The sequence below is a fragment of the Rhodococcus sp. NPDC056506 genome, from assembly GCF_042794945.1.
Taxonomy (GTDB): Bacteria; Actinomycetota; Actinomycetes; order Mycobacteriales; family Mycobacteriaceae; genus Rhodococcus_F.
Genome location: NZ_JBHTSW010000029.1, coordinates 26,140 through 52,987, shown reverse-complemented (window position 1 = coordinate 52,987; position 26,848 = coordinate 26,140). Strand labels below are relative to the sequence as shown.

Here is a 26,848-nt window from a genome sequence, read left to right as displayed (position 1 = left end):
GAACTGCCGGCATGCGGCGTCGCATATTGCAGTCGATTCTCGCTGTCGTGATCATGACGGCGTTGCTGCTGGGGGTTCCGCTGATCTACACGGCGTGGCTCTGGGTGGAGGACGTCACGCGGAGTGATCTCCGGGTGCGACTCGACCGGATGGCCGCTGAGGTCATTGCGCAAGAGGGGACCAACGGACTCGTCGAAGGTGCGTTGAACACCGATTCGCTCAAAGTCCTCACTCCCAACGACGGGCGCCTGGTTGTCGTGTATCCGACTGCCGTCGACGGCGCCGCGCGTGTCGACGTCGGCGAGGCGACGGTCAAGAACGCACTCGTCGAATCGCTCGCGATGGGCACCTCCGGCTCGTTGCGCCTCGAGGTGCCGTCGGAGAACCTGCGCACCCAGCAGAAGCAGGCGGTGATGGCGGTCGGCGTACTCGTGCTTCTGTCCATCACGGCAGGCACCGTGGTCGCCGTGGTCACCGCGCGTCGGCTTGCCGATCCGCTGCAGGATGTAGCAGACAGGGCGGCGCGCCTCGCCGAAGGTGACTTCCGTCCAGATCCTCGTCGGCACGACATCCCCGAACTCGACCGCGTTTCCGACGTCCTCGACGCGGCAACCGTGGAGATCTCCGTGCGGCTGCAACGAGAGCGCGCGCTGGTCGCGGACGTCTCGCATCAACTGCGCAGTCGACTGACCGCGGTGCGGCTGCGCCTGGACGAGTTGTCCGTTCACGAAGATCCTGACGTTGTGAACGAGGCAGAGGAAGCCATGGCTCAAGTCGACAGGCTCACCGACGGAATCGACGATCTGATTCGCTCGTCGCGTACCAGCGGGTCATCGGCGAGTTTGGTCTCGGTAGTCGGCGAGCTGGAACAGGTGACCCGCGACTGGCAGGCTCAGTTCGACGGAGAGGGGCGCAGGCTCCGCCTACGAGGCGACCGCACGGTGATGGCCGCGACCACCGGTTCGCGTCTGCGTGAAGCTGTTTCCGTTCTGGTCGACAACTCGTTCGAACACGGTGAAGGCACATGCACGGTGTCTGTCCGATTGATCGACGGTGCAGGGCGCAGTTCGTCTCGTCGTGACTCGATGGTGTGCGTCGAGGTCACCGACGAAGGCGCCGGCGTGGAAAACGATCTTGCGCCCCATATCTTCGACAGAGGATTCTCGGGCGCCGGGTCCACCGGCGTCGGGTTGGCGCTCGCACGCGCTCTGATCGAAGCCGACGGGGGGCGATTGGAACTGCAGCGGCGTAAGCCTGCCTTGTTCGCGGTCTTCCTGCCGGTGGCCAACACTGCTCCGCCCGCGGACGTCGTTCCGCACCGCGAACCGCGTTGACCGAAAACTCAGGAGTGTCCGAGTTCCTCTTCGGCATCCGGAATTACCGGGTCAGGCGCGGTGGTTTCCGATAGCGCTGTGGTTTCGGACAATCCTGTGGTGTCCGACAGTTCGAGCGGTTCCGGATTCTCGTCGGGAAACACGAACTTGCGGAAGGCCCAGAATCGGAACGCCATCTGCAGCAGGTTGCCGATGACGTACGCACTGATGAAGTCGGCAATGTTCTCCGTCGCCAAGCTCACTTCGGGTACGCGCAGGTTGAAGACGTAGCTGGAGATGTACAGCGGGATGAAGCTGATGACCACACCGATGGCGCTGATGATGAAGAACAGCGCAGCTTCGTGCGCTGGTTCACGGCCGCCGCGGTTCTTGAACGACCACTCGCGGTTGAGAATGTACGACGCGATGACCGCGACGACGCCGGCGATGATCTTGGCCGTGATCGGCTTGGATTCGAGGATCGACAGCTTGAGTGTGTAGAAGATGCCGGAGTCGATCAGGAAGGTCGTGCCGCCGACGATCGCGAATTTGATCAGCTCGCTGTGACGCAGAGCGATGTCACGAAACGGTTGGGGTATGCGGGCAATGACCCCGTCGACAAATGGCACAACAGATGAGTTTACGAAACGAAACCGCGTTACCACCAATTTGCCGCGGAATCATCAGCAGAATCACAGATTGGGAACGCTGAATGAACGGGCGAACGCGGCACATGACAACATAGAGAGCCGTGACCGGCAACAACGATCCCGCGCAGATCCCCGCCCGCCCGACCACCCCTCGACCGGCAAAAGCATCCATGCCCGTCGTCACCATGATCGGTGGCGGACAGTTGGCCAGGATGACGCACCAGGCGGCGGTGGCCCTGGGCCAGACGCTCCGAGTGCTCTCCGGGACCGCGGACGAACCGGCAGCTCAGGTCAGCCCCGACGTCGTACTGGGCAGCCACACCGACCTCGATGCTCTCCGCCGTGCAGCGGTCGGTTCCAATGCACTCACGTTCGACCACGAGCACGTGCCGACTGAGCACCTCGAGGTTCTTGTTGCCGAAGGCGTGAACGTTCAGCCGCCGCCGCAGGCTCTGATCTTCGCTCAGGACAAACTGCTCATGCGTCGCAAACTTGCCGAACTGGGCGCACCCGTACCCGCGTACGCCGAAGTGACGTGGGCGGAAGACGTCGTGCGTTTCGGCTCCGAACACGGTTGGCCGCTCGTCATCAAGGCAACACGCGGAGGCTACGACGGCCGCGGCGTCTGGATCACCGACGATCAGGACGAAGCAGAAGCCATCGTCACCGAGCAGCTCAACAAGGGTGTACCGCTGATCGTCGAGGAAATGGTCTCGATGCGTCGGGAGCTGTCCGCCATGGTGGCGCGGTCGCCGTTCGGACAGGGCGCTACGTGGCCGGTCGTGGAAACGGTTCAGCGCAACGGCCAGTGCGCCGTCGTGATCGCACCTGCCCCCGAGCTTTCGAGTGCCGTTGCCGAGGAAGCCGAACAGTTGGCGCTGCGCATCGCGTCGGAGCTCGGTGTGGTCGGCTCGATGGCCGTCGAACTGTTCGAGACGACCGACGGCACTCTCGTGGTCAACGAGTTGGCGATGCGCCCGCACAACTCCGGCCACTGGACGATGGACGGCGCCCGCACCTCTCAGTTCGAGCAGCACCTGCGCGCGGTTCTCGACTACCCGCTCGGCGATACGTCGCCGATCGCGCCGGTCACCGTGATGGCCAACGTTCTCGGTGCGCCGGAAGCTCCCGAGATGACGATGGACGAGCGCGTCCATCACCTGTTCGCGCGGATGCCTGACGCGAAGATCCACCTGTACGGCAAGGGTGAGCGCAAGGATCGCAAGATCGGGCACGTCAACATCGTGGGCGGCGCCGGATCCATCGACGATCCGAATTACGTTGCCGCAGTTCGGGAACGCGCCGAGCGCGCAGCACATTGGCTTTCGTACGCAGTTTGGACCGACGGATGGGATGTACACGGTGAGTGAGAGCGCGCAGGTCGGCCTGATCATGGGCAGCGATTCGGATTGGCCGATCATGGAAGCTGCAGCCGAAGCTCTTGCGGAGTTCGGTATCCGCTTCGAGGTCGGTGTGGTCTCGGCGCACCGCACGCCTCAGCGGATGCTCGACTACGCCAAGGAAGCTGCCGGCCGCGGAATCAAGGTCATCATCGCCGGTGCCGGCGGCGCCGCGCATCTTCCGGGCATGGTTGCATCGGCTACGCCGTTGCCCGTCATCGGTGTTCCGGTGCCGCTCAAGTACCTCGACGGTATGGATTCGCTGCTTTCGATCGTCCAGATGCCGGCCGGCGTCCCGGTGGCGACAGTGTCGATCGGTGGCGCTCGCAACGCCGGTCTGCTGGCTGCTCGGATTCTCGGTGCTTCGGATCCCGCACTGCAGCAGCGGATGGTGGCGTTCCAGGAGAGCCTCGAGTCCATGGTGCTCGACAAGGACAAGGCGCTCCGCGAAAAACTGCTGGGCTGATCTTCTCGTGTGTGCACGACGCGGGCTGCCGCTGATCCGAGCGAGTCGGGGCAGCGCGCAGTCCGCGTTCGTCACCCGCGTCGCCCTGCTGTACGCCAGGATTCTCGGCGCGGACATCCGCTTCGACGACGAGTCCGGAATCTTTGTCGCCTCCGGACTGCGCCGCGGGTTCGCCAGAGGCGGAACAACTCTCGGTGGTGTATATCTCACCCGACGGAACACGACTCGATCCGTCCTTCGGCACGAGGCCGTTCACGCAGACCAATGGGCCAGGTACGGAATCGCATTCGGGTTGTTGTACCTGCGTGAGGAACTGCGTCACAGGGGGCCGCGGAACCGATTCGAAATCGAGGCCGGACTCGAAGACGGCGGTTACCGCGCCTGAGTTGAAGTTGCCGAAGCTGAGTAAAAGCTACTGTTGGCGGCATGGCTCGTTTTCCGACTAGTGAGCGCTTCGTCCGTTGGAGCGCGGATCATGCTCGCGGTGTGGACATCTGCATTGCGACGGTTGCCGCACTCTTCAGCGTTGTCGTTGCGGTCGAGGCGAGTCCGCTTGCGGTGTTCATCTCGCTGGGCATGACCGTTCCGCTGGCATGGCGACGCTCACGGCCGGAACTCTCGGGGATGGTCATCGCGGCGTTCGCGGTTCTGCACGTGATCGTCATCGGCAATACGCTGCTCGCGTCCGCCGTCGTAGTTCCCATCTCTCTGTATGCACTTGCTGCCTACGGCGCACGGTGGAGTTCCCTCACAGGCCTGGTGCTGGCATTGCTCGGGTCGATCGCCGGGAGTGTTCGATACTTCAGCTACGACCGAATCACCGTGTCTTCGCAGGTCATGCAGTCCGTGGCCGTCATGATCTTCATGCTTGCTGTCTGGGCGTTCGGCGATCTGCGCCGAGTGCGCACCAAACAGTTGGAAGGTCTGACCGAGCGTGCTCGGCTTCTCGAACTCGAGCGTGCGCAGGAAGCGGAAATTGCGACGATCAGCGAACGGTCGAGGATTGCGCGCGAGATGCACGACATCGTCGCCCACTCGTTGACGGTTGTCATCGCCCAAGCCGACGGCGGACGCTACAGTGCGGCCAAAGATCCTCAGGCTGCAATTCAGGCACTCGAAACCATCGCCTCGACCGGGCGCCAGGCGTTGACCGACATGCGATCGCTTCTGTCCGTCCTGCGTGAGGACACACCACGCGATTTCTCGGTGATCCCGGGCGCCGGCGACATCGACAGTCTCTTCCACGAGTTGCGCAGCAGCGGACTCGATATCACCGTCAGGGTCAGCGGGGAACCGCGTGAACTCTCCGCCGGCGCGGGGTTGACGGCGTACCGCATCGTTCAGGAATCGCTGACGAACGTTCTCAAACATGCGGGGCCTGGAGCACAGGCGAGCGTCGAGATGACGTGGGCTGAAACCGAACTCGTTCTCGGTATCGCCGACGACGGACGAGGCGGCAGCGCCGCGCTGGTCGAATCGTCACCAGGCGGACAGGGACTGATCGGGATGGCCGAGCGAGCCAAACTGCACGGAGGCAAAGTAACCGCCGGACCGAAATCGGGCGGCGGATACAGCGTCCGGGCCGTCCTGCCGTACGAACGAACGTCTGGGTAGGTCTTGAAACGTCCGAAGGTCTTAAGGTGAGTGGCATGGACGAACACGTGGCTCCGATCGCAGTGGCACTGATCGACGATCAGCAGCTGGTCCGCGCAGGTTTTCGAATGGTCATCGACTCACAGCCGGATCTGTCGGTGGTTGTCGAGGCTTCGGACGGTCAGCAGGCGTTGACCGAGTTGGCCGCCCGTCATGTAGACGTTGTCCTGATGGATGTCCAGATGCCGAAGATGGACGGCATCGAGGCGACTCGTCGGCTCCTGGCCGACCCCGATGCGCCGAAGGTCGTGGTGCTCACCACCTTCGACAACGACGAGTACGTGATGTCGGCCATCAGGGCGGGCGCCAGTGGTTTCCTGCTCAAGGACGTGCCACCGGAGCAGTTGCTCGACGCCATCCGCACCGTGCACCGCGGGGACGCGGTGATCGAAGCCCGGGCCACTCGGCGACTGCTTCAGCACGTCGGACCGCTCCTGGAAGGCTCGGCGCCCGAAGCGCAGTTGCCCGAAGAGTTGACACCGCGCGAGGTCGAGGTGCTCGAGGCCATGGCGTACGGGCTGTCCAATTCGGAAATCGCCGCGAAATTCCACGTCTCCGAGACGACAGTGAAAACCCATGTCGGACGGGTTCTTTCGAAGACCCATTCACGCGATCGTGTGCAGGCGGTCGTCTTCGCTTTCCAGATCGGACTTGTCCGGCGCGCGGATCTCCTCGGTACCGAGGGCTGACGAGCAGCTCTTTTCAGTCCTACCTCGGGATGACTCCGGGCTTTCCAAGATCGCCCCGCGCTCCGACGCGGAGACCACTTGCGCTGCAATAACGTCGATTCCGTCATAGCGAGAAGCTTTACGGAGGGCAAAAGAATGCATGCGCACACCACGACGGAACCAGCCGAAGTGCCGGCGATCACTGCCCGCGGCGTCACCAAGGTGTACGGCACCGGTGAAACCACGGTGCACGCGCTCGGCGGAGTCGACGTGGACTTCGGGCGCGAGCGCTTTACCGCGATCATGGGCCCGTCCGGCTCCGGAAAGTCGACGCTCATGCACTGCCTTGCCGGACTCGACACGGTCTCGGGTGGGCAGGTTTTCCTGGGCGACACCGAGGTCACGAAACTCGGCGACACCGAACTCACCGAACTGCGGCGCGAGCGAATCGGGTTCGTCTTCCAGGCGTTCAACCTGCTACCGGTGCTCACTGCTCGGGAAAACATGCTGCTGCCGATGAAGTTGGCGAGCAGTGAGCCCTCGCCCGAGTGGATGGACGAGGTGATCGGCAAGCTGGGCCTGTCGCAGCGTCTCGATCACCTTCCGCACGAATTGTCGGGCGGTCAGCAGCAACGCGTAGCCGTCGCCCGCGCACTACTGCCGCAGCCCGACGTGATCTTTGCCGACGAGCCCACTGGCAACCTGGATTCTCGTTCCGGGACAGAGGTTCTGGGGCTCTTGCGCACCAGTGTCCGGGAGACCGGTCAGACCGTCGTCATGGTGACGCACGATCCGGTGGCGGCGTCGTACGCGGACCGCGTCGTGTTGATCGCAGACGGGCGCATTGCCGGCGAGATCGACGCTCCCACTGTCGACTCGGTGATCGGTGCCATGCGAGCCCTCGGTGCCGACGACCTGGCCGATGTTCCCGCAGCTTCGGGCGCACTGCGATGAAGGGTCTGGCGTTTGCCCAGGCGCGGGCGCATGCCGGGCGCTATGTGGCGTCGATACTTGCCGTGGTGATCGCGGTCGGATACATCGTCGCGACTTTGACATTGAGCTCGACGGTTGACGCGAGTGTGAGTAAATCACTTGCGTCGCAATACGAAACCACGGACGTTGTCGCCTCCGGTCCAGGCGTGACGGAAGCCCTCCTGAGCGCAGTGCCGGGTGTCTCGGCGGTGGCCGAGGACGTGTCGACGTACGTTCGTGTCGATTCCGAGGCGAAGGGTGCGTCCTACGGGGATGCGCTCTCGATCGCCGACAACCCCGAATTGCGTTGGGAGAAGCTGTCGGAGGGTTCGCTCCCTGTCGGTCTCGGTCAGGCGATGGTGAGTGCGGACTCCGGTATACCGGTGGGTGCCCGAATCACTGTCACGGCACGGGATTCGACGGTCGGTGCCGCAGCACCCACTGCGCAGGTTGTCGGACTGGTCGATCTCTCCGGTTCGGCGCAGCGCCTGGGCGGGATGAAAGTGTTCACCACTGCCGAGCAAGTGAGCGCGTGGGCCGGAGACAGCGCCGCACGTGAATTCCGCGTAGCCGGTGACGGCTCTCGCTCGCAGCAGCAGTTGGTGGATTCGGTTGAGAGCGCGTTGCCTGCGGACACCACGGTGCTGACCGGCGAAGAAGCTACCGACAACGCGGCAGCGAAGTACATGGGCGGCACCAAGATCCTCAGCACGGTACTGCTCGCCTTCGGCGCTATCGCCGTTGTTGTTGCCGCGCTGGTGATCGCCAATACGTTTGCCGTGCTCCTCGCGGCGCGCACTCAGGAACTCGCGTTGCTCCGGTGCGTCGGCGCCACGGCCAAGCAGGTTCGCCGGAGCATTCGCAGCGAAGCCGCGGCGGTCGGCGTGATCGCCTCGGTGATCGGCGTCGGGCTCGGTATCGGACTCGCCTGGGCGATCGGTCGCGTGGCCACGGCTGCGGATGTGCCGGTTCCACTTTCGTCACTCAGCGTCACTCCGTTGACCGTGGTGGTCGGCCTTGCGGTCGGCATCGTGATGACGTTGCTCGCTGCATCTGCGCCCGGTCGGGCGGCAACGAGGCTCTCCCCGTTGGCAGCACTGCAGCCGATGGAGTCCAAGCCCGAGAGCGTTCAGGTATCGGTGGTCCGACGGGTTCTCGGCATAGTGATCCTGCTCGCGGGCATCGCGATGACCGTCTTGGGCGTGACGAATCAGCAGGTGCTGGCGGCAACCGCCGGTGGACTGTTCTCGTTCCTGGGGATTGCAGCCCTGTCCGGTCGAATCGTGCCTGCACTGATCAATGCAGCCGGCGGAGTGTTGGCGAGGGTGATCGGTCCGGTGGGAAGCCTGGCAGCAGGCAACGCCGGCCGGAATCCACGCCGGACCTCGGCAACTGCCACGGCGCTGCTGATCGGAGTCGCATTGACGAGCACGCTCGTCGTGGGAATCGCGACGGTCAAGGAAGCTGCACCCGCGGCGATGGACAGCCAATTCCCCGTCGACGTGATGGTGAGCAGTTCCGGTTCGGCGCCCCTTCCGGCCGGTTTGGGGACCGACATCGCCGCCGTCAACGGGGTCGGCGCAGTGAGCGGTCTGGAGAAAGCCGAGCTGACGATCGACGGGCGCGGCTCGTTGGCCGGATTCGGTGTCGACGCTGCCCAGGTGAAAGATGTTCTGCGTACCGAGATCTCGGTACCTGCTGCCGGTCAACTGGTGCTCTCTCCGGCCGATCTGAGCGGATACAACCTCTCGGCGGGCGATACGGCAACGGTGCGCGGGGATCGCGGCGCCGTGAACGTCAGCGTGATCGAAGGGGTGAAAGGTCAACCAGCACTGCTGGATCGAGGGGATCTCGGTGCAGCGGCCTCCGCGCCCACCACCGATTCGTACTGGGTCAGGTTGGGCACGGACACTGACGAACAGGCTTTGGCCACCACCGACCGCATCACCGAACTCGCACGCCAGGAAGCTCCGGGGAGCGATGTTCAGGGAATGACCGAAATGCGTTCGGCCCTCGATTCGATCCTCGACACCATGCTCATGGTGGTTGCCGGGTTGCTGTCGGTAGCGGTGTTGATCGCCTTGATCGGCGTCGGAAACACCATGGCGCTGTCCGTTCTCGAACGGCGCCGCGAATCCGGACTGCTTCGCGCACTCGGACTGACCAAGAAGGGAATTCGAGCCATGTTGATCTGGGAAGCACTGCTGGTGGCAGGAGTTGCATCGGTGATCGGAGTGCTGTTCGGGATGGTGTTCGGTGTAGCCGGTACCGCTTCGGTGTTCGGGATCGAGGACGTCGCCCTCAGCGCAGTCCCGTGGGTGCAGTTGGTGGCCATCGTGTTGATCGGCGGAATCTGCGGGGTGATCGCGTCACTGCTCCCCGCTCGGCGGGCGGGATTGGCCTCGCCGGTGACAGCTCTCGCGAGCTGACACTCAGAACTGCTTCGTGACCTTTTCGGTGCCCACTCGGCGCGCGGTAGCTTCCGCGTCCGGGTGGGCCACCTGCACGAGTGAGGCGCCTGCAGCGAGAACTGCCAGAAGTCCGTCGATCATCTCGTCGGCCGTCTCCCACGTGCGGCTCGAGAGGACACGATCTGTCGATGCCAGTGCGGAGTTCTTCGCCGATTCCCGGGCCGCATCGATCGTGTCCGCGACAGACCGGCCTTCCAGTGCCGAACCGGCTCCGGCGCTACGGAATTGGTCGCCGTGTACTCGAATGGAGGTCGCGTAGTCGGCAACACCGAGCGGAAGATCGCTCAGGCCCTTGCCGAACGCGTCGAGCGAGAGCGCGGCGACTTCGGGTACGTCCGCAACATCTTCCAGGCGGTCGGCAGTGACAAAAGCGAGTTCGGCATCAGCGTCGGGGGAGAGGACCACCTCGCCGCCTGCCCACCACACACCCAACAGCACAGCGACGCTCTGCCAGTGCGCGGGAAGCAGCACGGCAACCTTGCCGCCGGGCTCGAGAGCGAACTCGTCTCGAACCATGTTCGCTGTCTTTGCCGCCCAGTTGGCCAGCGTGCTCGCAGACAATTCGATGCGCTCGCCGGTGGCGTCGTCGTAGTAGGTCACGCGAGGCCCGGCCGGGTCGGCAGTCAAGATCGGTCCGAGAAGGGCATCGGTCAGGTTGTCTACAGGCGAAGGCACCCGATCAGCTTACGCAGCGGTTCAGTTAACGCAGCGCGGGCCGTTGGAGGCTGCGTCGATCGGGGGACCGGGAGGGGCCGGGGTGGGGCTGGTCTCGGTGGTGCTCGCCGATTCAGTGGTGGTTGACACCCCGCCGGACGGGGACACCGCGTCCGCGGACTGCGGTCCGCTGTAGTCCTCGGCGATGACAACACGAACCTTGCCGGAGGACAGTGACGAATCGGCCTTGACCGTCAGGCCGCCGAGTGCCTCGGCGACTGCGAGTGCAGCGTCGTCGTCCGCAGACTTTGCGAACACCGTGGACTCGGTGACGTCCGCTCCGGTGTTGTTGCCGACCTGACCCTGCTTGTACCCGAGGGCGCTCAAGGCCTCGGAGACCCCACTGGCCAATCCTGCGATGTCACTGGCGTTTGCGACGTCGACCGTGATCGAGGACGCATTCACCGTGGTCGGTGCCTCGGAGGTCTCGTCCGAGTCCTCGCTGTCGGCGCCGACCAATCCGGCGATGTACTTCTTGACGGCCTTGGGGTCGACCTTGACGATGGACTCGCCGTAGTCCGTCATGCCGTTGATGTCGAGGACGGGAATCGTCTCGAACTGCACCTTGCCGCCGGCCAGATTCTGCAACTGCTTGGCGAATTCGATGATGTCCCAGTCGTCGTCGATCACGACGGAACGCTGAACGGCAGAGGTCAACTGACTGAGCTTGCCGGGGTCACTGAGGGTTTTCGCGCTGAGCACCTTGCTGACGAGGGACGCCATGAACACCTGCTGGCGCACGATCCGGTCGAGGTCGCCGCGGGGGAGGTCGTGTCGTTGACGGACGAAGCTCAGCGCGTCGGCACCGTCGAGTGTCTGTTTCCCGGCTGCGAAGTTGGCTCCGGACATCGGTTCGTCGACCGGCGCGTTGAGGCAGACGTCGACTCCGCCCACTGCGTTGGTCAGCAGGACGAATCCGAGCAGACCGACTTCGGCGTAGTGATCGACGGTGATTCCGGTCAGATTCGCCACGGCTCCGATGAGCGCGGTCCGGCCGGCTTCCGTCGACTTCTTGTCGGCGTCGCTGTCGGACGACCCGTTGTTGACTAACTTCAGTCGCTCGGTTTCCTTGGTGGCACCGAACGCGGCGTTGATCTTCGACATACCGATACCGGGGACGTTGACGTACGCATCGCGGGGAATCGAGATCGCGGTCGCGGAACTTCCGTCGTTGGGGACGCGGATCAAGATGATGGTGTCGGTGTTGGACGCAACTTCCTCGCCAGCGCGCAACGAGTCGAGTTCGATTTGTGAGAGCGGGTTGCCGTGTGCGTCGGTGCGACTGTCGGTTCCCACCATCAGGATGTCGATGGCGCCGTCCTTGCCGCCACCGAGGCCGAGGCCGCTGGCAGTGGCAAGGCTGTTCCTCAACGAGTCCACACCCCGCCATGCGAACCCGGTGACCAGCAGTACGAGCACGGAGAGCACCGCGACCGCTATGCGAGCCGGGCTCGTCTTGGTCCGAATCGGCGCAGGTCGTGGACGCGCGCGGCGCTGCGGTTGCTGGTGGGACACCCCTTCAGGTTACTGGTCCGATGCTCGGCCGCGGGTACCTCGACGCGGCGTGCCAGACTGAACCGTGTGACGAATATCCTGCTCACCGGCGCCCGAGGGCAGCTCGGGACCCGTGTCGAAACCCTCGCTACCTCGGCGGGTCTTCCCGTCACGGCCGTCGGATCCGACGAGCTGGACATCACCGACAGCCATGCCGTCGACGAATTCGTCTCGCCCGGTTCGGTGCTGATCAACTGCGCCGCGTACACGGCCGTCGACGCCGCCGAGACCGACCAGGAGGCAGCGAAGGCCGTCAACGAGATCGGACCGCGGAATCTCGCGCAAGCCTGTGCGCGGGTGGGTTCGCGATTGATCCACGTCTCGACCGACTACGTGTTTCCCGGCGACGCGAGCACACCGTACGACGTCGACGCAGCGACCGGTCCGGCGACGGTATACGGACGAACGAAACTGGCCGGCGAGGTAGCTGTCCGGGAGTCCGGGGCAGACGTGGCGGTTGTCCGTACCGCGTGGGTGTATTCCGGTGTCGGCTCGGATTTTGTCGCCACGATGCGAAGGCTCGAAGCCGAACGTGAATTCGTGAACGTCGTGGACGATCAGGTCGGGTCACCTACTTACAGCTTCGACCTGGCGGGCGGGATCGTCGAACTCGCGCTGCGGGACTTCACGGGTTCGTCGACATTCCACGTGACCAATGGTGGGCAGGCAAGTTGGTACGAGTTGGCGCGAGCTGTTTTCGAGGAGATCGGCGCAGACCCTGCTCGGGTGCGCCCGTGCAGCAGCGCGGAGTTCGTACGCCCTGCCCCGCGCCCGGCATATTCGGTCTTGTCCGAGCGCGCGTGGGTTACCGCGGGAATGACACCGCTGCGTCCGTGGCGAGAGGCTCTGCACGCCGCTCTGGCGTGAGCATTGTTCGGGGCAGTGGCCGCGGACGGCTAGGCTGACCGGCGTGAGTCCCAAGCTGGCCGTGGTAACGGTGACCTACTCGCCAGGCGAGCATCTCGAGAATTTCTTGAGCACGCTCGCTGTGGCGACGACAGAAAAACCCCAGGTCATCATGGCCGACAACGGGTCGACCGATGGTGCCCCCGAGGCCGCCGATGCCAAGTACGAGCATGTCCGTCTGCTTCGAACCGGCGGAAACATCGGGTACGGGGGAGCGATAAATCGGGCTGTAGCGGAGATCGATACGTCGATCGAATTCGTCGTGATTTCCAACCCGGACGTCCAATGGGCACCCGGTTCACTCGACGAATTGGTGGCTGCGGCAAATCGGTGGCCAAGGGCCGGTGCACTGGGGCCGAAGGTCCTCGAACCGGACGGCAGTGTCTATCCGTCGGCGCGAACGGTGCCCGACATCACCTCGGGCGTCGGGCACGCGTTGCTCGGTACCGTGTGGCCGAAGAACCCGTGGACTGCTCGTTACCGTCAGGAGAACGAGGCCGTCACCGAGCGTGCAGTGGGATGGCTTTCCGGGTCGTGCCTGCTGGTGCGACGCGACGCCTTCGACACCATCTCCGGTTTCGACTCTCGTTACTTCATGTACATGGAGGACGTGGACTTCGGTGACCGCCTCGGAAAAGCCGGGTGGCTCAACGTATTCGTCCCCTCTGCCGTCGTCACCCATGCCAAAGGCCATGCGGCAGGACGTCATCCGGAACTGATGTTGCCCGCCCATCATCGCAGTGCGTACCAGTTCCAGGCTGATCGCCATCCGCACTGGTGGCAGGCTCCGCTACGACTCGCGTTGCGCGGTGGCCTGGCCGTGCGGTCCAAGATCGCCGTAGCTTCTGCTGTTCGCGAGCGCGCTCGCACTGACAACTCCACCGACAACCCATCAGTTTCGAACCACGGGGGAAAATGATGTCCGATCCGAATCCGACCGACGCCGTAATCCTGGTAGGCGGCAAGGGCACTCGGCTGCGTCCGCTGACGCTGTCGGCACCCAAGCCGATGCTTCCGACCGCCGGCCTGCCGTTCCTGACACACCTGCTCGCCCGTATCGAGGCGGCCGGTATCAAGCACGTGGTGCTCGGAACGTCTTTCAAGGCAGAGGTATTCGAGGACTACTTCGGCGACGGCTCCAAGATGGGCCTCGAGATCGACTACGTCTTCGAGACCGAACCGCTGGGCACCGGCGGCGGAATTCGCAACGTTCTGCCGAAGTTGCGCGGTGACAACGTCATGGTGTTCAACGGCGACGTGCTCGGTGGCACCGATCTGAACGCCATTCTCGCGACCCACGAGAAGACGGACGCCGACGTCACCCTGCATCTGGTTCGCGTGGGAGACCCACGTGCATTCGGTTGTGTTCCGACCGACGAGGACGGACGAGTCTCGGCATTCCTGGAGAAGACCCAGGATCCGCCGACGGATCAGATCAACGCCGGCTGCTACGTCTTCAAGCGCGAGATCATCGAGCAGATCCCCGAGGGACGACCGGTGTCGGTCGAGCGCGAGGTGTTCCCGAATCTCCTGGCCGAGGGCAAGCGGGTGTTCGGCCACGTCGACTCGTCGTACTGGCGCGACATGGGAACCCCCGAGGACTTCGTCCGCGGTTCCGCCGACCTGGTGCGAGGTATCGCGCCCTCACCCGCTCTCGAAGGTCCGCGCGGCGAGTCGTTGGTGCACCCCGGAGCCGGAATCGCACCCGGCGCCGTCCTGATCGGCGGCACGGTTGTCGGTCGAGGCGCAGAAGTCGGCGCAGGTGCGCGCCTCGACGGTGCGATTCTCTTCGACGGCGCCGTAGTGGAGGCCGGTGCGGTGGTCGAGCGATCGATCCTCGGATTCGGTGTCCGCATCGGACCCCGAGCGCTGGTCCGCGACGCCGTCATCGGTGACGGCGCGGACATCGGTGCGCGGTGCGAATTGTTGCGCGGCGCACGCGTGTGGCCGGGGGTGACGCTGCCGGACGGTGGCGTGCGCTTCAGCACAGATGTGTGATCGTTAGCTGACCTACTGGAATACTGGCGGGTATGACTTCTCTTCCGAGCCGTTACGTTGCCCTCGGTGACTCGTTCACCGAGGGCGTCGGCGACGCCGACGAACGATTCCCCAACGGTCTGCGCGGGTGGGCAGACCGAGTGGCCGAACAGTTGGCGATGAACAACCCCGAGTTCCGCTACGCCAACCTGGCGATTCGTGGTCGCCTACTCGGACCGATCATCGACGAGCAGGTGGAACCCGCTCTGGCGTTGAAGCCCGATCTGGTGACCATCTACGCCGGCGGAAACGACATGATGCGTCCCAAGCTCGACATCGACGCGGTTGTCGCCCGCTACGATTCGGCAATCGGCCAGCTCACGGCTTCCGGCGCGCGGGTTCTCATGTTCACCGCGTACGACACCGGATGGTCCGCCTTCTTCGGCAAGCTCCGCGGACGTCTGGCGATCTACAACGAGCTTGTTCGCGAGGTGGCGGACCGCCACGGCGCGACCCTCGTCGACTTCTGGCGATTCTCCGAATATCAGGACCTACGGATGTGGGACTGGGATCGCCTCCACATGTCGCCCGCCGGGCACGAGAACATGGCGACGCGGGTGCTCGACGTACTGGGCGTCGAACACGGATTGATCCCACCCGATCTGGGGCCGGCGCCGGTTCTCACCAAAGCCGAAACTCGCCGCGAGGATCGTCAATGGGCGCGAGAGTTCTTGGTGCCGTGGGTAGCTCGGCGAGTGAAGGGAACGTCCTCGGGTGACGGCGTGAGTGCCAAGCAACCCGAACTGTCTCCGTTTCAGTCCTGATTCTTGCGCTGATGTGCGAGCGCGACCAGGTGGTCGATGGTCTCGCGTTCGGCAGTCGGCGGCAGCGCGTCCACCGGCCACCATCGGAGGTCGGTGGACTCCGCGCTCCGGACGATATGCGAATTGTCCGGTGCCACAACAAGAAACCGTAGATCGAGATGGCGAGTCGGAACCCCGAGCGAGCACGTGATCGGATGTGTGTGGGCGGAGAGTAGGTCCGCGTCTATCCGAACGTCGTGGATACCTGACTCTTCGCGAGCTTCACGCAAGGCCGCATCGACCACCGACTCGTCGTCGGGCTCACAATGACCGCCGAGCTGAATCCACCTGCCCACCTTGGGATGCAGGGTCAACAGGACGTGGCAGCCACTCTCGTCGAGAACCAGAGACGACGCGGTGATGTGTCCCGGTGCATGGCGACGAAGGCATCCGTCCGGAGCCGAATCGAGGAACGCGAGCATCGTGTGCCGCAGTGACTCGTCCGCTTCGGAGGATGTCGCCCAGTCCTCCAGAACGCCCTTGGCCGAGGCGTGCAGCGATTCGGCTGACATGACTTACAACTCCACCAACGCGTCCCCGGGGGCGGAGACGGTGCGCGGAGTCAGGGGCTCGAGTGGGTGCCCGATTGCGACCGCGCCGAGTGGCTGCCAGTCCGCCGGGAGATCGAGCTGTTCTCGTACGAGTTCGGCGGCGAATATGGTCGAGCCGATCCAGCAGCTTCCCACGCCGCGTGTTGCCAGCGAGACCAGCAGGCCCTGCACTGCCGCGCCGGCGGCAACCGTGAACATCGTGGACTCCGAGGCGGTACGTCGCGCATCCGGATAACTGTGTGCGCCGTCGGGCACGCAGAAGGGAATGACGACCTCGGGGGCGTCGAACAGGATGTTTCCGCGTGCAACTCTGGCGTCGACGGATTCGGCACTGCGACCGTCGGCGCGGAGATCGGCGGCCCACTGCTCACGCATCTTCGCGAGGAGAGCCGTGCGGACGGACTCGGTACGCAGCCACACGAATCGAACCGGTCTCGTGTGGTGTGGTGCTGGAGCGGTCAGTGCCTCGGCGATCGAGCTGCGAATGATCTCCGCGTCGACGGGGTCAGCTGCGAACTGCCGAACCGACCGACGCAGCAGCAGTGCCTGGCCGCGGCCCATCACCGTGGCCTCCTCGGTGCCCAGCCAGAACAGATCGTCCGGGCCGCGGCGGATCAGATCCTGGCCGCTCGAACCGTCGTCCTCGAACCGAAGCCCGCGAACAACGGCGACGGGAACGCCGCCCAGCTTGCCCTTGACGAGATCGCCGGCAGCGGCGATCTCGTCCGCGATCGCGATCTCGGTGACGATCAGATCATTGCCCTGGCTGTCCTGTGCTCCGAGATAGCCGTGCAAGACCGCAATGCCGGACGAACCGATTGCGGCGTCGGTCTGCCCGTTGCGCCACGCACGACCCATCGTGTCGGTGACGACGACCGCGACGGACTTGCCCGAGCTCTCGAGGATCCGGGCGCGCAGACCCGCAGCGCTTGCATCGGGATCCACGGGGAGCAGAGCCAACTCGGCACCGTCGACGTTGGAGCCGTCGATGCCCGATGCGGCCTGCACGATCCCGAGTTTGTTCTCGGTGATCAGAGTGCGGCCCTTGCGCGCCACGACGCGGACGGCTTCCTGATCCACCAGGAGGCGCCGCGCTGCGTCGCGCTCTTCCGGATCGGTCGGCGAGGAAACGATGCGACCCTCGACTTTGGAGAACACCTTGCTCGTGACCACAACGACGTCGCCGTTCTCGATCCACGGCGTCGCGTCGACGACAGCGGCGGCCAAGTCGTCTCCGGGCCGGAACTCGGGAAGGCCGAGCACGGGAATGATTTCGATTGCGGCGCCGGGGGAGTGATCTCTGTCCTGGTTTGCTCGAGCTCCGGGTTCGGTCACAGTTCGACTCCGGCGATCTCGAAAGCAGTTCGAACCATTTTTGCGGTCTCTTCGGGGGACGTCATCAAAAGTGGGATGCTTCGCACGTCCACCCCGTCGATGTCGGCCGTGTCACCTTCGTCGACGAGCCAGCCGTCGAGAATGCCGTTGATCGAACGAGCTCCGTAGTGGCGGCCGATCGCCTCGGAAGTCGTGTCGACCCCGATTACGTCGAGGCACTCGTCAGCCATGCCGCGCAACGGTTTTCCGCCGATGACGGGGGAGAGCCCGACAACCTTCGCTGCAGTGGTTCGCAGGGCTCCGCGAATTCCGGGCACCGCGAGGATCGCGCCGACGCTCACGACGGGATTGGACGGTGCGATCAGCACGATGTCGGCACCGTCGATCGCCTCGACCACCCCTGGCGCGGGCTTGGCCTGCTCGGCGCCGACGTGAGCGAAGCTGTGAGTTTCCACCTGTGCTCGATGGCGTACCCACCACTCCTGGAAATGAATCGCCTTCTGCTCACCGTCTTCCGGATCGGTGATCACAACGTGTGTTTCGCTGCGGTCGTCGCTCACGGGAAGCAGTGCGACACCTGGATTCCAGCGATTGCACAACGCTTCGGTGATCGCGGACAACGGATATCCCGTTCGGAGCATCTGGCTGCGAATCAAATGTGTTGCGATATCGCGATCTCCGAGACCGAACCAGTCCGGCTTCGCTCCGTATGCCGCGAGTTCTTCTTTCGCATTCCAGGTTTCGCCGGCGTGCCCCCACCCGCGTTCGGTGTCGATACCGCCGCCGAGTGTGTACATACAAGTGTCCAGATCGGGACAGATACGCAGACCGTGCATCCAGACGTCGTCCCCGACGTTGACGACGGCCGTGATGCGATGTGGGCCTTCGTATTTCTCGAGGGATTCACCACCGACGATTCCGAGCGCATTTTGTACACCTTGAAGGAAACGGGCCCCGCCGACGCCGCCAACCAATACAGTCACGTTCACGACAACAGAGCCTAGGCGGTCGGCGCGTCGCCGTGTCTGGCGGGCAGAAGGTCCCGTCAATTGGGGGCCGGAATACTAATGGATTCATCTCGTTTAGCTTGACCGCGACACGCTGGACGTGTGTAATCTCAAATGTGTCATTCCAACCGCTACTTGTGAGTTCACTTGCAGCGGGGCCGGTTTCGAACACAGTTTCGAACGGTCGACGGGGTGGGGTTGAAGATGGAGTGAAAATTCTGCGCTATTACAGGTGAGGAGGCGGAACGATGCCCAATGAAAATGTCGAGATCAGTTCTCTCGCAATGACAGTAAGCGACGAACCGCAGACCGATTCCCGAGCAGGCGCAGCAGAAGGTGCCTGCAGCAGTGAGTTCGACGGTATGAGTACTCGGCCAGTGCTGAGTCTCGTCACCGGCTTCGAAGAATTGTTCGACACCATCGAGGATCAGTGGCAGGAGCGTGCTCTCTGCGCGCAGACCGATCCCGAAGCGTTCTTTCCTGAAAAGGGCGGATCGACGAGGGAAGCAAAACGGATCTGCCTCGGTTGTGAAGTTCGTGACGAGTGCCTCGAGTACGCGCTCGCGAACGACGAACGGTTCGGAATCTGGGGAGGGTTGTCCGAGCGCGAGCGTCGGCGACTCAAGCGGGGGATCATCTGATCTGCTGCTGAATCGGTTCTGTCAGCGTCGGGGCTGACGGGCGGTCTTCGAAAGTCTGACCTGCAACGGGGAATTGCAGGTCAAGCAACGACTGTTTTGTTCTTCGTGTGGATTTACATCTTCGTGTGACATCAGTTTTTTCGTCTGACAGTGCGTCAGTCCTCGTCGGGCAGTATTAGTCCTGTTCAGGAAGTTTCAGTCCTCGTCGGGCAGTGTGGGGTCGATGACCTGTGGGTCGACGCCCAGATATGTGCCGACTTGATGGACCAACACGTCGTGCACCAGATCCGTGAGTTCTTCCGGATCCTTCGCACGCTGCTCCAGCGGGCGGCGAAACAGCACAATTCTTGCGCGAGTGGTATTTCCGTGACGGTCGATTCCGGCCGGAATCAGTCGTGACAGTGGAACCGGGCCGTCTGCGATGACCTCCGGTGGCCACGTCACGGACTCCGGATCGTGCGCGTGAATCTTCGGGACTTCGTCGACTGCGATGTCGAGTTTCGTCAACCGGTCGTGCCACGCGAGGTCGACTGGCGAGAAGGCGTCGAGCACCAGGAGATCGAACTTCTCGGCCCGGGTACGCCGTGCGGGCACCTCCGGGGGAAGTAGCGGTCCGCGCAGGCCACGGCCGTGTCGCTCGATGGAACGAGTGGTGACCGAGCGTCGGCGGCGGGCTTGTGGCATGGCGCCCAGATTACGACAGAAGAAACTGCTCGGTGTGTCCGAGTAGGTTCCGGACGTGGGGAGGGCTAGGCTCCGTACCTGTGAGATCTCTGCGTCGCTGCTGCCGCCCCGGGTGCAAGAACCCCGCCGTCGCGACGCTTACGTATGTCTACTCGGACTCCACTGCGGTTGTCGGGCCGCTGGCAACCGTCGCCGAGCCTCATTCGTGGGATTTGTGTGACACGCACGGTTCGCGAATCACTGCCCCGAAGGGCTGGGAACTCGTCCGCCACGAAGGCGGATTCGCGTCGAGCACTCCCGACGAAGACGATCTGACCGCTTTGGCCGAAGCTGTACGTGAAGCCGGTCTCGGAGATCGCAGCAAGTCCAACGTCGACGCAGATGAGGACATACGTCCCGCAGCTCCGAGTACTGCCCGTACAGGGCGTCGTGGACACCTCCGCGTTCTGCCCGACCCGTCCAACTGACGCGAGATTCGTCGCCGCAGACGCTAGGCTCGACCGAGTACTTCCACACCCGAGTACTGCGAATCTCCGGACGCTACGCGCCCGGACGTTCCCGTCTGTGAGGGTGCATGCACAAGGAGAGTTTTCAGTGGGGCGAACAGCCGAGTCGGTTGCTGCAATCATCAAGGCGTACGACGTGCGCGGCGTGGTCGGTGAGCAGATCGACGAAGATTTTGTCCGCGACGTCGGTGCATCGTTCGCCCGTCTGGTCCGCGACGAGGCCGGCGCCGCCACGACGGTTGTGATCGGCTACGACATGCGTGCATCGTCGCCCACACTGTCTTCGGCTTTCGGTGACGGCGTGCTCGCTCAAGGGCTCGACGTCGTCTACATCGGATTGGCGTCGACGGACGAGCTCTACTTTGCATCCGGTTTGCTGAACTGCCCGGGCGCGATGTTCACAGCGAGTCACAATCCGGCCAAGTACAACGGCATCAAGATGTGCCGGGCGGGCGCCAAGCCGGTCGGTCAGGACACCGGTCTCGCGACCATCTCCGCCGAGGTCGTCTCGGGTGTGCCCGCGTACGACGGACCGGCAGGCACCGCCAGCACCAAGGACGTCCTCGAGGAATACGCGAGCTACCTACGCGGATTGGTCGACCTGGCTGCGTTGCGTCCGCTGAAGGTCGCAGTCGACGCGGGCAACGGCATGGGTGGACACACCTCTCCGGCCGTATTCGGGCCGATGCCTCTCGAGGTTCTCCCGCTGTACTTCGAGCTCGACGGCACGTTCCCCAACCACGAAGCCAATCCGCTCGATCCGGCCAACCTCGTCGACCTGCAGGCCTACGTGCGTGAAACCGGAGCAGACATCGGCTTGGCGTTCGACGGTGACGCAGACCGTTGCTTCGTCGTCGACGAGAAGGGTGACCCGGTCTCGCCGTCCGCGGTGACGGCACTCGTCGCCAAGCGCGAACTCGCGAAGGAACCGGGCGCGTCGATCATCCACAACCTGATCACGTCACGGGCAGTGCCCGAACTGGTCGAAGAACTCGGCGGCGTCGCAATTCGTACCCGAGTCGGCCACTCGTTCATCAAGCAGGAGATGGCCGAGACCGGTGCCGTCTTCGGCGGCGAGCACTCCGCTCACTACTATTTCCGCGACTTCTGGGGCGCCGACTCCGGCATGCTCGCGGCGTTGCACGTACTCGCTGCGCTGGGCGAGCAGGACCGCCCGCTGTCGGAGTTGATGGCGGAGTACACGCGCTACGCGGCCTCGGGCGAGATCAACTCCACGGTGGCGGACGCAGCCGATCGCACGGCCGCCGTCCTGGCAGCATTCGCGGACCGCACCGAGTCGGTGGATCGCCTCGACGGAGTCACGGTCAGCCTCGAGGGAAATGCCTGGTTCAACCTGCGCGCGTCCAACACCGAACCCTTGCTGCGACTCAACGTCGAAGCACCCACGTCCGCCGATGTCGACGCATTGGTGAACGAAATTCTGGCGATCGTCCGGGCTTGAATCCGAGTCTGATCGGTTTGTCGGTGAGCCGAAGCCCTGGGATAGTTGAGGGACTGTTTCGGGAACGACGGCGTCGGGAACGAAGGCTTTGCCACCACGAACCGCGTAGAGCTGGAATGCTGGATGGTGCGGGAACTGCTAACGGAGAAGGGGGTGCGGTGAGATGACAGCGCCGATGCCGCTTCTCGACCTCGACGACAGCGAGGGTTTGTCGGCTGCCGATTCGGAGGGGCTGCTGCGGTCTGTAGCCATGGGGGGCGCACAGATTCGAGCCACCGCGTCGGCCGTCGGGGAGGGTTTGATCTCTCGGCTCGCCGGTCTGCGTCCGCGCAGCGTCGTGCTGATCGCCGGCGCCGGTGGCGCTCGACACGGAGCCAGGATCGCGCTCGCCCTCGTCGGAGATTCGATCGGGTGTCCGCTCATCGTGCTCGACCGGACGCCGTCGTGGGCCGGACCGTTGGACGTGATCGTCGTCGCCGGTGACGATGCCGGTGATCCACGCCTGGTCGAATCGGTCGACAGTGCCGTTCGCCGTGGCGCCGAAGTTGTTGTCGCCGTTCCGGACGAGGGGCCCATGCGAGCTGTGGCGGCCGGGCGCACCATGCCGTTGCCGCCGCGGCTCTACGCCTCGCCGAGGCACACGATGACGCGGTTCCTCGCCGTTTTCCTCGCGGTTGCCGCCGAAATCGAGGGCAAGGGATCGATCGAGGACCGTTCGGCGGTGCTCGGTCGAATCGCCGACGCGGTTGACACGGAAGCGTTGCGGGACGGGCCGGCCAACGAGGTATTCCACAACCCGGCCAAGTCGTTGGCCACCAGAATGAGCGGTCGACGCGTCGTTCTGTGTGGAAGTGGTTCCGTGACAACAGCACTCGCAGAGTTTTCGAGTGTTTCGCTGATGAGCTCGGGCCTGAACGCCGCTGCCGCCGAGATGTCGGAGGTGATCCGTTCGGCACGAGCGTTGTTCGCGCCCGACGCAGCTTCGCGTGATTCGGTTTTCCACGACCCGTTCTTTCACGATCCGCAACTGGACGGCGCACTGCCGACCGCGCCGGCGCGGGCGTTCGTTTTCGCGACCGAATCCACGCGCGGGGAGGCGAAACGGCGGATGGACGCACTGGCCGACGCGGATCTGGTGGTGGCGGCAGACGAAGACCAGACCAACGTGGTGATATCGGAGATGGAGCAGGTGTTCGTGTTGGCGTCTCGAGTAGACATGGCTGCGGCGTACGTGCAGTTGACGGGTGGTGCGAAGTAAGTGCGTGAACTCGAAGGTGCACTTCGTTCTTACGCGTGGGGTTCGCGAACGGCAATTGCCGAACTGCGCGGCCTCGCGACCCCGTCGAATCATCCCGAAGCGGAGTTGTGGTTGGGCGCGCATCCGGGTGACCCGGCGCGCGTGATCACCGAATCCGGAAGCGAGTCGTTGCTCGAGGTCCTGCACCGCGAACCCGAGCGTGAACTCGGGCGTGAGAACCTCGAGGCTTTCGGTGAGCGACTCCCGTTCCTGCTCAAGTTGCTTGCGGCGGAAGAACCGCTGTCGCTTCAGGCTCATCCCAGTGCGGTTCAAGCCGACGAGGGCTTTCGTCGTGAGAACGCTCTCGGCGTTCCCATGGAATCGCCGATTCGCAACTACAAGGACGGCAGTCACAAGCCCGAACTCGTTGTCGCGCTGAGCAGATTCGAAGCTCTTGCCGGATTCCGTGAGCCGACGCGCACTGTCAAATTGCTGCGCGCTCTGGCCGTCGACGAGTTGGAGCCGTACATCGGTCTGCTCGAAGGCCAACCCGATTCCGACGGGCTCCGGGCGTTGTTCACCACATGGATCACGCTGCCGTCCACGGTGCTCGGGACGTTGCTCCCTGCCGTACTTGCCGGGTGCATCACCTACGTCGCGCATCACGACGCCGAATTCGTGACCGAGATCCGCACCGCGTTGGAATTGAGCGAGGCATACCCCGGCGACGCCGGCGTACTGGCGGCCCTGCTGCTCAACCGCGTCACACTCGAGCCCGGACAGGGACTGTTCCTCGCTGCCGGCAATCTCCATGCGTATCTCCATGGACTCGCGGTGGAGATCATGGCCAACTCCGACAACGTGCTACGCGGGGGACTGACGCCCAAACACGTCGACGTGCCCGAACTGCTGAGGGTCCTGGACTTCGTCGGGGCGGACATCGAAGTGCTCGATCCGGCCCCGTCATCAGGATCAGGTCAGTCAGGTTCGGGTAGATACGAGTACGTCACGCCGGCGCCCGAATTTCGTCTGACGCGTCTGGAGTTCGACTCGAATTCCACCGACCTCGTGGTCGATTCTTCCGGCCCGCGGATTCTGATCTGCACCGACGGCGCGGTCACTGCGACGTGCGGCGCCGACACTCTCGACCTCGATCGGGGCCGAGCGGCGTGGATCGCGGCCGACGAGCCCGCGATACACCTGAGCGCACGGACTCCGACTGCGCAGGTTTTCAGTGCAGTAGTCGGGAACTAGGAGAGCGTGTGTCGGCTCATGGTGGCAAGAAGGCAATTCTGGCGGCTCTCGCAGCCAACGCCGGAATTGCCGTAGCGAAGTTCGCCGGATTCTTGATCACCGGATCGTCGTCGATGCTCGCCGAATCGGTGCACTCGGTGGCCGACACGTCCAATCAAGGTTTGCTGCTCCTGGGACAGAAGAAGGCAGAACGTGAGGCAGATCAACTGCACCCGTTCGGCTACGGGCGTAACCGATACTTCTATTCGTTTGTCGTGGCACTGGTGCTCTTCACCCTCGGCTCGCTGTTCGCGATCTACGAAGGTATTCACAAGATTCAGCATCCGGAAGAACTCAATTCGGCCTTCGTGGCAATTGCGATTCTTGTCATCGCGATTTGTCTGGAGGGCTACAGCTTCCGGACCGCAGCGAAGGAATCACGACCGCTCAAGGGAAACGCGTCGTGGTGGAACTTCATCCGAACCTCTCGTAGCCCGGAACTTCCGGTTGTGCTGCTCGAGGACACCGGCGCATTGATCGGTCTGGTCCTTGCACTCGGCGGCGTCGGCCTCACGATGGTGACCGGAAATCCGGTCTTCGACGGCATCGGAACTCTGTGCATCGGTGTCCTGCTCGGCATCATCGCGATCATTCTGATCATAGAAATGCAGTCGCTCCTGATCGGTGAGGGCGCAACGGCGGTGGAGACCGAACTGATCCTGAACGCCCTGGTCGACGGAACTCGTATCGAACGCGTCATTCATTGCAAGACGCAGTACCTCGGTCCCGAGGAGATTCTTGTTGCTGCCAAGGTTGCGGTGCCGGTCGGATCGACGATCTCGGATGTGGCGACGGCGATCGACGAGGCCGAGTCTCGCGTGCGCGCTGCCGTACCTGCGGCGCGGGTGATCTACCTCGAGCCGGACCTGGATCGTCTCAGGACAGATCGACCTGGGACAGATCTACAGGCTCCCGACAAACCCTGAACAAAGCCGCGCCTGCGGGCTTAGGCTGATGCCATCTCTCTACTTGCCCATAGTGGGACCTGCTGGTCCCCAGCAAGGAGGCGGCAATGGCTGTCAAGGACGAGCAGGCCGGATCTGGACGGTCGAAGCTGTTTCGAACGAAATCGATCGAGCAGTCCATCAAGGACACCGACGAACCGGAAACCAAACTCCGGAAAGAACTGAACTCGTGGGATCTCACCGTGTTCGGTGTCGCGGTGGTCATCGGCGCGGGCATCTTCACACTCACGGCTCGGACGGCGGGAAATGTCGCCGGGCCGTCGGTCTCCCTGGCGTTTGTCATTGCCGCCATCGCCTGCGGACTGGCAGCGCTGTGTTATGCCGAGTTCGCATCGACGGTGCCGGTCGCCGGGAGCGCCTATACATTCTCCTACGCGACGTTCGGCGAATTCGTCGCCTGGATCATCGGCTGGGATCTCATCCTCGAATTCGCCTTGGCGTCTTCGGTGGTCGCAAAAGGCTGGTCGCTGTACCTCGGCGAAGTGATGGGCTCACGCAGTCCGATCGTCGAGTTGGGGCCGATCTCCTTCGACTGGGGAGCGGTGCTGGTGATCGTGGTCATCACGGTGCTGCTCGCGACCGGTACCAAACTCTCGTCGAGGGTTTCGCTGGTGATCACGGCGATCAAGGTCGCGGTGGTGTTGCTGGTGATCATCGTCGGTCTCTTCTACATCGACACCGACAACTACTCGCCGTACATTCCGCCGTCTCAGCCGGGATCGACGGGGGAGGGCATCCACCAGTCCTTGTTCTCGTACGTGACGGGCGCAGGTGGCAGCACGTTTGGGTGGTACGGATTGCTCGCGGCGGCCAGTCTGGTGTTCTTCGCGTTCATCGGCTTCGACGTCGTCGCCACGACGGCGGAGGAGGCGAAGGAACCGCAGAAGGCGTTGCCACGCGGCATCCTGGGCTCTCTCCTGATCGTCACGGTTCTGTACGTGGCGGTGACACTCGTGCTGACGGGGATGGTGAAATACACCGAACTCGAGGGCGATACCTCCAACCTGGCAACGGCATTCGCCTTCCACGACATCACGTGGGCGAAAAACGTCATCTCGTTCGGTGCGTTGGCCGGCCTGACGACAGTGGTGATGGTGCTGATGCTCGGTCAGACCAGGGTGCTCTTCGCGATGGCACGCGACGGTCTGATGCCGCGACGCCTGGCGCCGACCGGCAAGCACGGAACGCCGGTGCGGATCACCGTGTTGGTCGGTGTTGTGGTCGCGGTGCTCGCCGGAGTGTTTCCGATCGGAACCCTCGAGGAAATGGTCAACATCGGCACGCTGTTCGCGTTTGTTCTCGTGTCGTTGGGGGTTCTCGTGCTTCGTCGGACGCGGCCGGATCTACCCCGCGGTTTCAGGGTGCCGCTGGTCCCGCTGGTCCCGATCCTGGCCGTACTCGCGTGTCTTTGGTTGATGTTCAACCTGTCGGTGGAGACCTGGATCAGGTTCGTGGTCTGGATGGCCCTCGGTGTGGTCATCTACTTCGCCTACAGCAGACAGCATTCGTTGATCGGAAAGCGTGAACGCGGCGAAATAGAGTAATTGTACAAAGTTTGCT

26 protein-coding genes are annotated in these 26,848 nt (G+C 63.7%); 19 read left to right on the top strand and 7 right to left on the bottom strand.

What is annotated here, in order from left to right; genetic code table 11:
* Positions 1-11: 11 nt before the first annotated feature.
* The gene (locus tag ACFQ6H_RS21045) at positions 12-1,334 is read left to right on the top strand and encodes a HAMP domain-containing sensor histidine kinase (protein ID WP_283303545.1); all 1,323 of its coding nucleotides are present in this window, start codon (positions 12-14) and stop codon (positions 1,332-1,334) included.
* Between the two features lie 8 nt (positions 1,335-1,342).
* Here the strand turns inward: ACFQ6H_RS21045 and ACFQ6H_RS21040 are convergent, their stop codons facing one another.
* Positions 1,343-1,942, bottom strand: a complete 600-nt coding sequence (locus ACFQ6H_RS21040; RefSeq protein ID WP_007731156.1) for a GtrA family protein — start codon at positions 1,940-1,942, stop codon at positions 1,343-1,345.
* 191 nt (positions 1,943-2,133) lie between these two features.
* On the opposite strand from ACFQ6H_RS21040, the gene ACFQ6H_RS21035 reads away from it, so the two are divergent.
* The 7 genes from ACFQ6H_RS21035 to ACFQ6H_RS21005 all read left to right on the top strand — a co-directional run bounded on the left by ACFQ6H_RS21035 (position 2,134) and on the right by ACFQ6H_RS21005 (position 9,551).
* On the top strand, positions 2,134-3,333 hold the full coding sequence (locus ACFQ6H_RS21035) for a 5-(carboxyamino)imidazole ribonucleotide synthase (protein ID WP_378447830.1): 1,200 nt from the start codon (positions 2,134-2,136) through the stop codon (positions 3,331-3,333).
* Positions 3,317-3,829 carry a 5-(carboxyamino)imidazole ribonucleotide mutase gene (purE, locus tag ACFQ6H_RS21030; RefSeq protein WP_378648331.1) on the top strand — a complete coding sequence of 171 codons (513 nt, stop codon included), beginning with the start codon at positions 3,317-3,319 and terminating at the stop codon, positions 3,827-3,829. The genes ACFQ6H_RS21035 and purE overlap by 17 nt, the downstream gene beginning before the upstream one ends.
* 7 nt (positions 3,830-3,836) lie before the next feature.
* Entirely contained in the window at positions 3,837-4,214 is a 378-nt protein-coding gene (locus ACFQ6H_RS21025) for a hypothetical protein (protein WP_378648329.1), read from the top strand.
* 41 nt (positions 4,215-4,255) lie between these two features.
* The gene (locus ACFQ6H_RS21020; RefSeq protein WP_378648328.1) at positions 4,256-5,443 is read left to right on the top strand and encodes a histidine kinase; all 1,188 of its coding nucleotides are present in this window, start codon (positions 4,256-4,258) and stop codon (positions 5,441-5,443) included.
* 35 nt (positions 5,444-5,478) lie between these two features.
* The gene (locus ACFQ6H_RS21015) at positions 5,479-6,171 is read left to right on the top strand and encodes a response regulator transcription factor (RefSeq protein WP_003940960.1); all 693 of its coding nucleotides are present in this window, start codon (positions 5,479-5,481) and stop codon (positions 6,169-6,171) included.
* Positions 6,172-6,306: 135 nt separating this feature from the next.
* Positions 6,307-7,104: an ABC transporter ATP-binding protein gene (locus ACFQ6H_RS21010; protein WP_378648326.1), complete on the top strand. Its 798-nt coding sequence runs from the start codon at positions 6,307-6,309 to the stop codon at positions 7,102-7,104.
* The gene (locus ACFQ6H_RS21005) at positions 7,101-9,551 is read left to right on the top strand and encodes an ABC transporter permease (protein ID WP_378648324.1); all 2,451 of its coding nucleotides are present in this window, start codon (positions 7,101-7,103) and stop codon (positions 9,549-9,551) included. The genes ACFQ6H_RS21010 and ACFQ6H_RS21005 overlap by 4 nt, the downstream gene beginning before the upstream one ends.
* A gap of 3 nt (positions 9,552-9,554) precedes the next feature.
* Here ACFQ6H_RS21005 and ACFQ6H_RS21000 read toward each other — a convergent pair whose 3' ends face one another.
* Both ACFQ6H_RS21000 and ACFQ6H_RS20995 read right to left on the bottom strand, forming a co-directional pair.
* A complete protein-coding gene (locus ACFQ6H_RS21000) occupies positions 9,555-10,268 on the bottom strand; it encodes a TIGR03089 family protein (protein WP_378648322.1) in 714 nt (237 codons plus the stop codon).
* Between the two features lie 21 nt (positions 10,269-10,289).
* Positions 10,290-11,774, bottom strand: a complete 1,485-nt coding sequence (locus ACFQ6H_RS20995; RefSeq protein WP_378648342.1) for an LCP family protein — start codon at positions 11,772-11,774, stop codon at positions 10,290-10,292.
* 114 nt (positions 11,775-11,888) lie between these two features.
* Between ACFQ6H_RS20995 and rfbD the strand changes: the two genes are divergently transcribed.
* From rfbD to ACFQ6H_RS20975, 4 genes are read left to right on the top strand one after another with little or no spacing between them, the layout of a single operon-like run.
* Positions 11,889-12,728 (top strand): dTDP-4-dehydrorhamnose reductase, encoded by an 840-nt coding sequence (gene rfbD, locus ACFQ6H_RS20990; RefSeq protein WP_378648320.1) that lies wholly within the window; start codon positions 11,889-11,891, stop codon positions 12,726-12,728.
* Positions 12,729-12,771: 43 nt separating this feature from the next.
* A complete protein-coding gene (locus ACFQ6H_RS20985) occupies positions 12,772-13,686 on the top strand; it encodes a glycosyltransferase family 2 protein (RefSeq protein WP_378648318.1) in 915 nt (304 codons plus the stop codon).
* Entirely contained in the window at positions 13,683-14,765 is a 1,083-nt protein-coding gene (locus tag ACFQ6H_RS20980; RefSeq protein WP_378648316.1) for a sugar phosphate nucleotidyltransferase, read from the top strand. Before ACFQ6H_RS20985 ends, ACFQ6H_RS20980 begins: the two co-directional genes overlap by 4 nt.
* Before the next feature lie 32 nt (positions 14,766-14,797).
* A complete protein-coding gene (locus tag ACFQ6H_RS20975; RefSeq protein WP_378648314.1) occupies positions 14,798-15,568 on the top strand; it encodes an SGNH/GDSL hydrolase family protein in 771 nt (256 codons plus the stop codon).
* On the opposite strand, the gene ACFQ6H_RS20970 is transcribed toward ACFQ6H_RS20975, so the two are convergent.
* Genes ACFQ6H_RS20970 through cofD form a run of 3 tightly spaced genes read right to left on the bottom strand, consistent with a single transcriptional unit; the run spans position 15,559 to position 18,482 of the window.
* Positions 15,559-16,119 carry an NUDIX hydrolase gene (locus ACFQ6H_RS20970; protein WP_378648312.1) on the bottom strand — a complete coding sequence of 187 codons (561 nt, stop codon included), beginning with the start codon at positions 16,117-16,119 and terminating at the stop codon, positions 15,559-15,561. The two genes, ACFQ6H_RS20975 and ACFQ6H_RS20970, sit on opposite strands and share 10 nt — an antisense overlap.
* A gap of 3 nt (positions 16,120-16,122) precedes the next feature.
* The gene (locus tag ACFQ6H_RS20965; RefSeq protein WP_378648310.1) at positions 16,123-17,493 is read right to left on the bottom strand and encodes a coenzyme F420-0:L-glutamate ligase; all 1,371 of its coding nucleotides are present in this window, start codon (positions 17,491-17,493) and stop codon (positions 16,123-16,125) included.
* A complete protein-coding gene (gene cofD / locus ACFQ6H_RS20960) occupies positions 17,490-18,482 on the bottom strand; it encodes a 2-phospho-L-lactate transferase (protein WP_378447627.1) in 993 nt (330 codons plus the stop codon). The genes ACFQ6H_RS20965 and cofD overlap by 4 nt, the downstream gene beginning before the upstream one ends.
* Before the next feature lie 380 nt (positions 18,483-18,862).
* On the opposite strand from cofD, the gene ACFQ6H_RS20955 reads away from it, so the two are divergent.
* Positions 18,863-19,141, top strand: coding sequence for a WhiB family transcriptional regulator (locus ACFQ6H_RS20955; RefSeq protein ID WP_020907098.1), 279 nt, complete (start codon positions 18,863-18,865; stop codon positions 19,139-19,141).
* Positions 19,142-19,336: 195 nt separating this feature from the next.
* Here ACFQ6H_RS20955 and ACFQ6H_RS20950 read toward each other — a convergent pair whose 3' ends face one another.
* On the bottom strand, positions 19,337-19,825 hold the full coding sequence (locus tag ACFQ6H_RS20950; RefSeq protein ID WP_003940797.1) for a metallopeptidase family protein: 489 nt from the start codon (positions 19,823-19,825) through the stop codon (positions 19,337-19,339).
* Positions 19,826-19,905: 80 nt separating this feature from the next.
* Between ACFQ6H_RS20950 and ACFQ6H_RS20945 the strand changes: the two genes are divergently transcribed.
* The 6 genes from ACFQ6H_RS20945 (at position 19,906) to ACFQ6H_RS20920 (ending at position 26,832) form a co-directional block, all read left to right on the top strand.
* Positions 19,906-20,292 (top strand): DUF3499 domain-containing protein, encoded by a 387-nt coding sequence (locus ACFQ6H_RS20945; RefSeq protein ID WP_007731177.1) that lies wholly within the window; start codon positions 19,906-19,908, stop codon positions 20,290-20,292.
* A 127-nt stretch (positions 20,293-20,419) separates the two neighbouring features.
* A complete protein-coding gene (locus tag ACFQ6H_RS20940) occupies positions 20,420-21,793 on the top strand; it encodes a phosphomannomutase/phosphoglucomutase (RefSeq protein ID WP_230812563.1) in 1,374 nt (457 codons plus the stop codon).
* 163 nt (positions 21,794-21,956) lie between these two features.
* A complete protein-coding gene (locus tag ACFQ6H_RS20935) occupies positions 21,957-23,051 on the top strand; it encodes a tobH protein (protein WP_378648308.1) in 1,095 nt (364 codons plus the stop codon).
* Complete coding sequence (gene manA, locus ACFQ6H_RS20930) at positions 23,052-24,284, top strand: mannose-6-phosphate isomerase, class I (protein WP_378534071.1); 1,233 nt, start codon at positions 23,052-23,054, stop codon at positions 24,282-24,284.
* 8 nt (positions 24,285-24,292) lie between these two features.
* A complete protein-coding gene (locus tag ACFQ6H_RS20925) occupies positions 24,293-25,249 on the top strand; it encodes a cation diffusion facilitator family transporter (RefSeq protein ID WP_378544914.1) in 957 nt (318 codons plus the stop codon).
* Positions 25,250-25,335: 86 nt separating this feature from the next.
* Entirely contained in the window at positions 25,336-26,832 is a 1,497-nt protein-coding gene (locus ACFQ6H_RS20920; RefSeq protein WP_378648306.1) for an amino acid permease, read from the top strand.
* Positions 26,833-26,848: the final 16 nt, after the last annotated feature.

What these genes read in the sequence shown, in the direction of transcription:
- ACFQ6H_RS20970 (WP_378648312.1), bottom strand. Translation starts at nt 16,119, where the DNA reads ATGTCAGCCGAATCGCTGCACGCCTCGGCCAAGGGCGTTCTGGAGGAC.
- ACFQ6H_RS21015 (WP_003940960.1), top strand. Translation starts at nt 5,479, where the DNA reads ATGGACGAACACGTGGCTCCGATCGCAGTGGCACTGATCGACGATCAG.
- ACFQ6H_RS20980 (WP_378648316.1), top strand. Translation starts at nt 13,683, where the DNA reads ATGATGTCCGATCCGAATCCGACCGACGCCGTAATCCTGGTAGGCGGC.
- ACFQ6H_RS21020 (WP_378648328.1), top strand. Translation starts at nt 4,256, where the DNA reads ATGGCTCGTTTTCCGACTAGTGAGCGCTTCGTCCGTTGGAGCGCGGAT.
- ACFQ6H_RS20920 (WP_378648306.1), top strand. Translation starts at nt 25,336, where the DNA reads ATGGCTGTCAAGGACGAGCAGGCCGGATCTGGACGGTCGAAGCTGTTT.
- ACFQ6H_RS21045 (WP_283303545.1), top strand. Translation starts at nt 12, where the DNA reads ATGCGGCGTCGCATATTGCAGTCGATTCTCGCTGTCGTGATCATGACG.
- ACFQ6H_RS21035 (WP_378447830.1), top strand. Translation starts at nt 2,134, where the DNA reads ATGCCCGTCGTCACCATGATCGGTGGCGGACAGTTGGCCAGGATGACG.
- purE (WP_378648331.1), top strand. Translation starts at nt 3,317, where the DNA reads ATGTACACGGTGAGTGAGAGCGCGCAGGTCGGCCTGATCATGGGCAGC.
- ACFQ6H_RS20950 (WP_003940797.1), bottom strand. Translation starts at nt 19,825, where the DNA reads ATGCCACAAGCCCGCCGCCGACGCTCGGTCACCACTCGTTCCATCGAG.
- ACFQ6H_RS20975 (WP_378648314.1), top strand. Translation starts at nt 14,798, where the DNA reads ATGACTTCTCTTCCGAGCCGTTACGTTGCCCTCGGTGACTCGTTCACC.
- ACFQ6H_RS20955 (WP_020907098.1), top strand. Translation starts at nt 18,863, where the DNA reads ATGAGTACTCGGCCAGTGCTGAGTCTCGTCACCGGCTTCGAAGAATTG.
- ACFQ6H_RS21010 (WP_378648326.1), top strand. Translation starts at nt 6,307, where the DNA reads ATGCATGCGCACACCACGACGGAACCAGCCGAAGTGCCGGCGATCACT.
- ACFQ6H_RS20935 (WP_378648308.1), top strand. Translation starts at nt 21,957, where the DNA reads ATGACAGCGCCGATGCCGCTTCTCGACCTCGACGACAGCGAGGGTTTG.
- ACFQ6H_RS21005 (WP_378648324.1), top strand. Translation starts at nt 7,101, where the DNA reads ATGAAGGGTCTGGCGTTTGCCCAGGCGCGGGCGCATGCCGGGCGCTAT.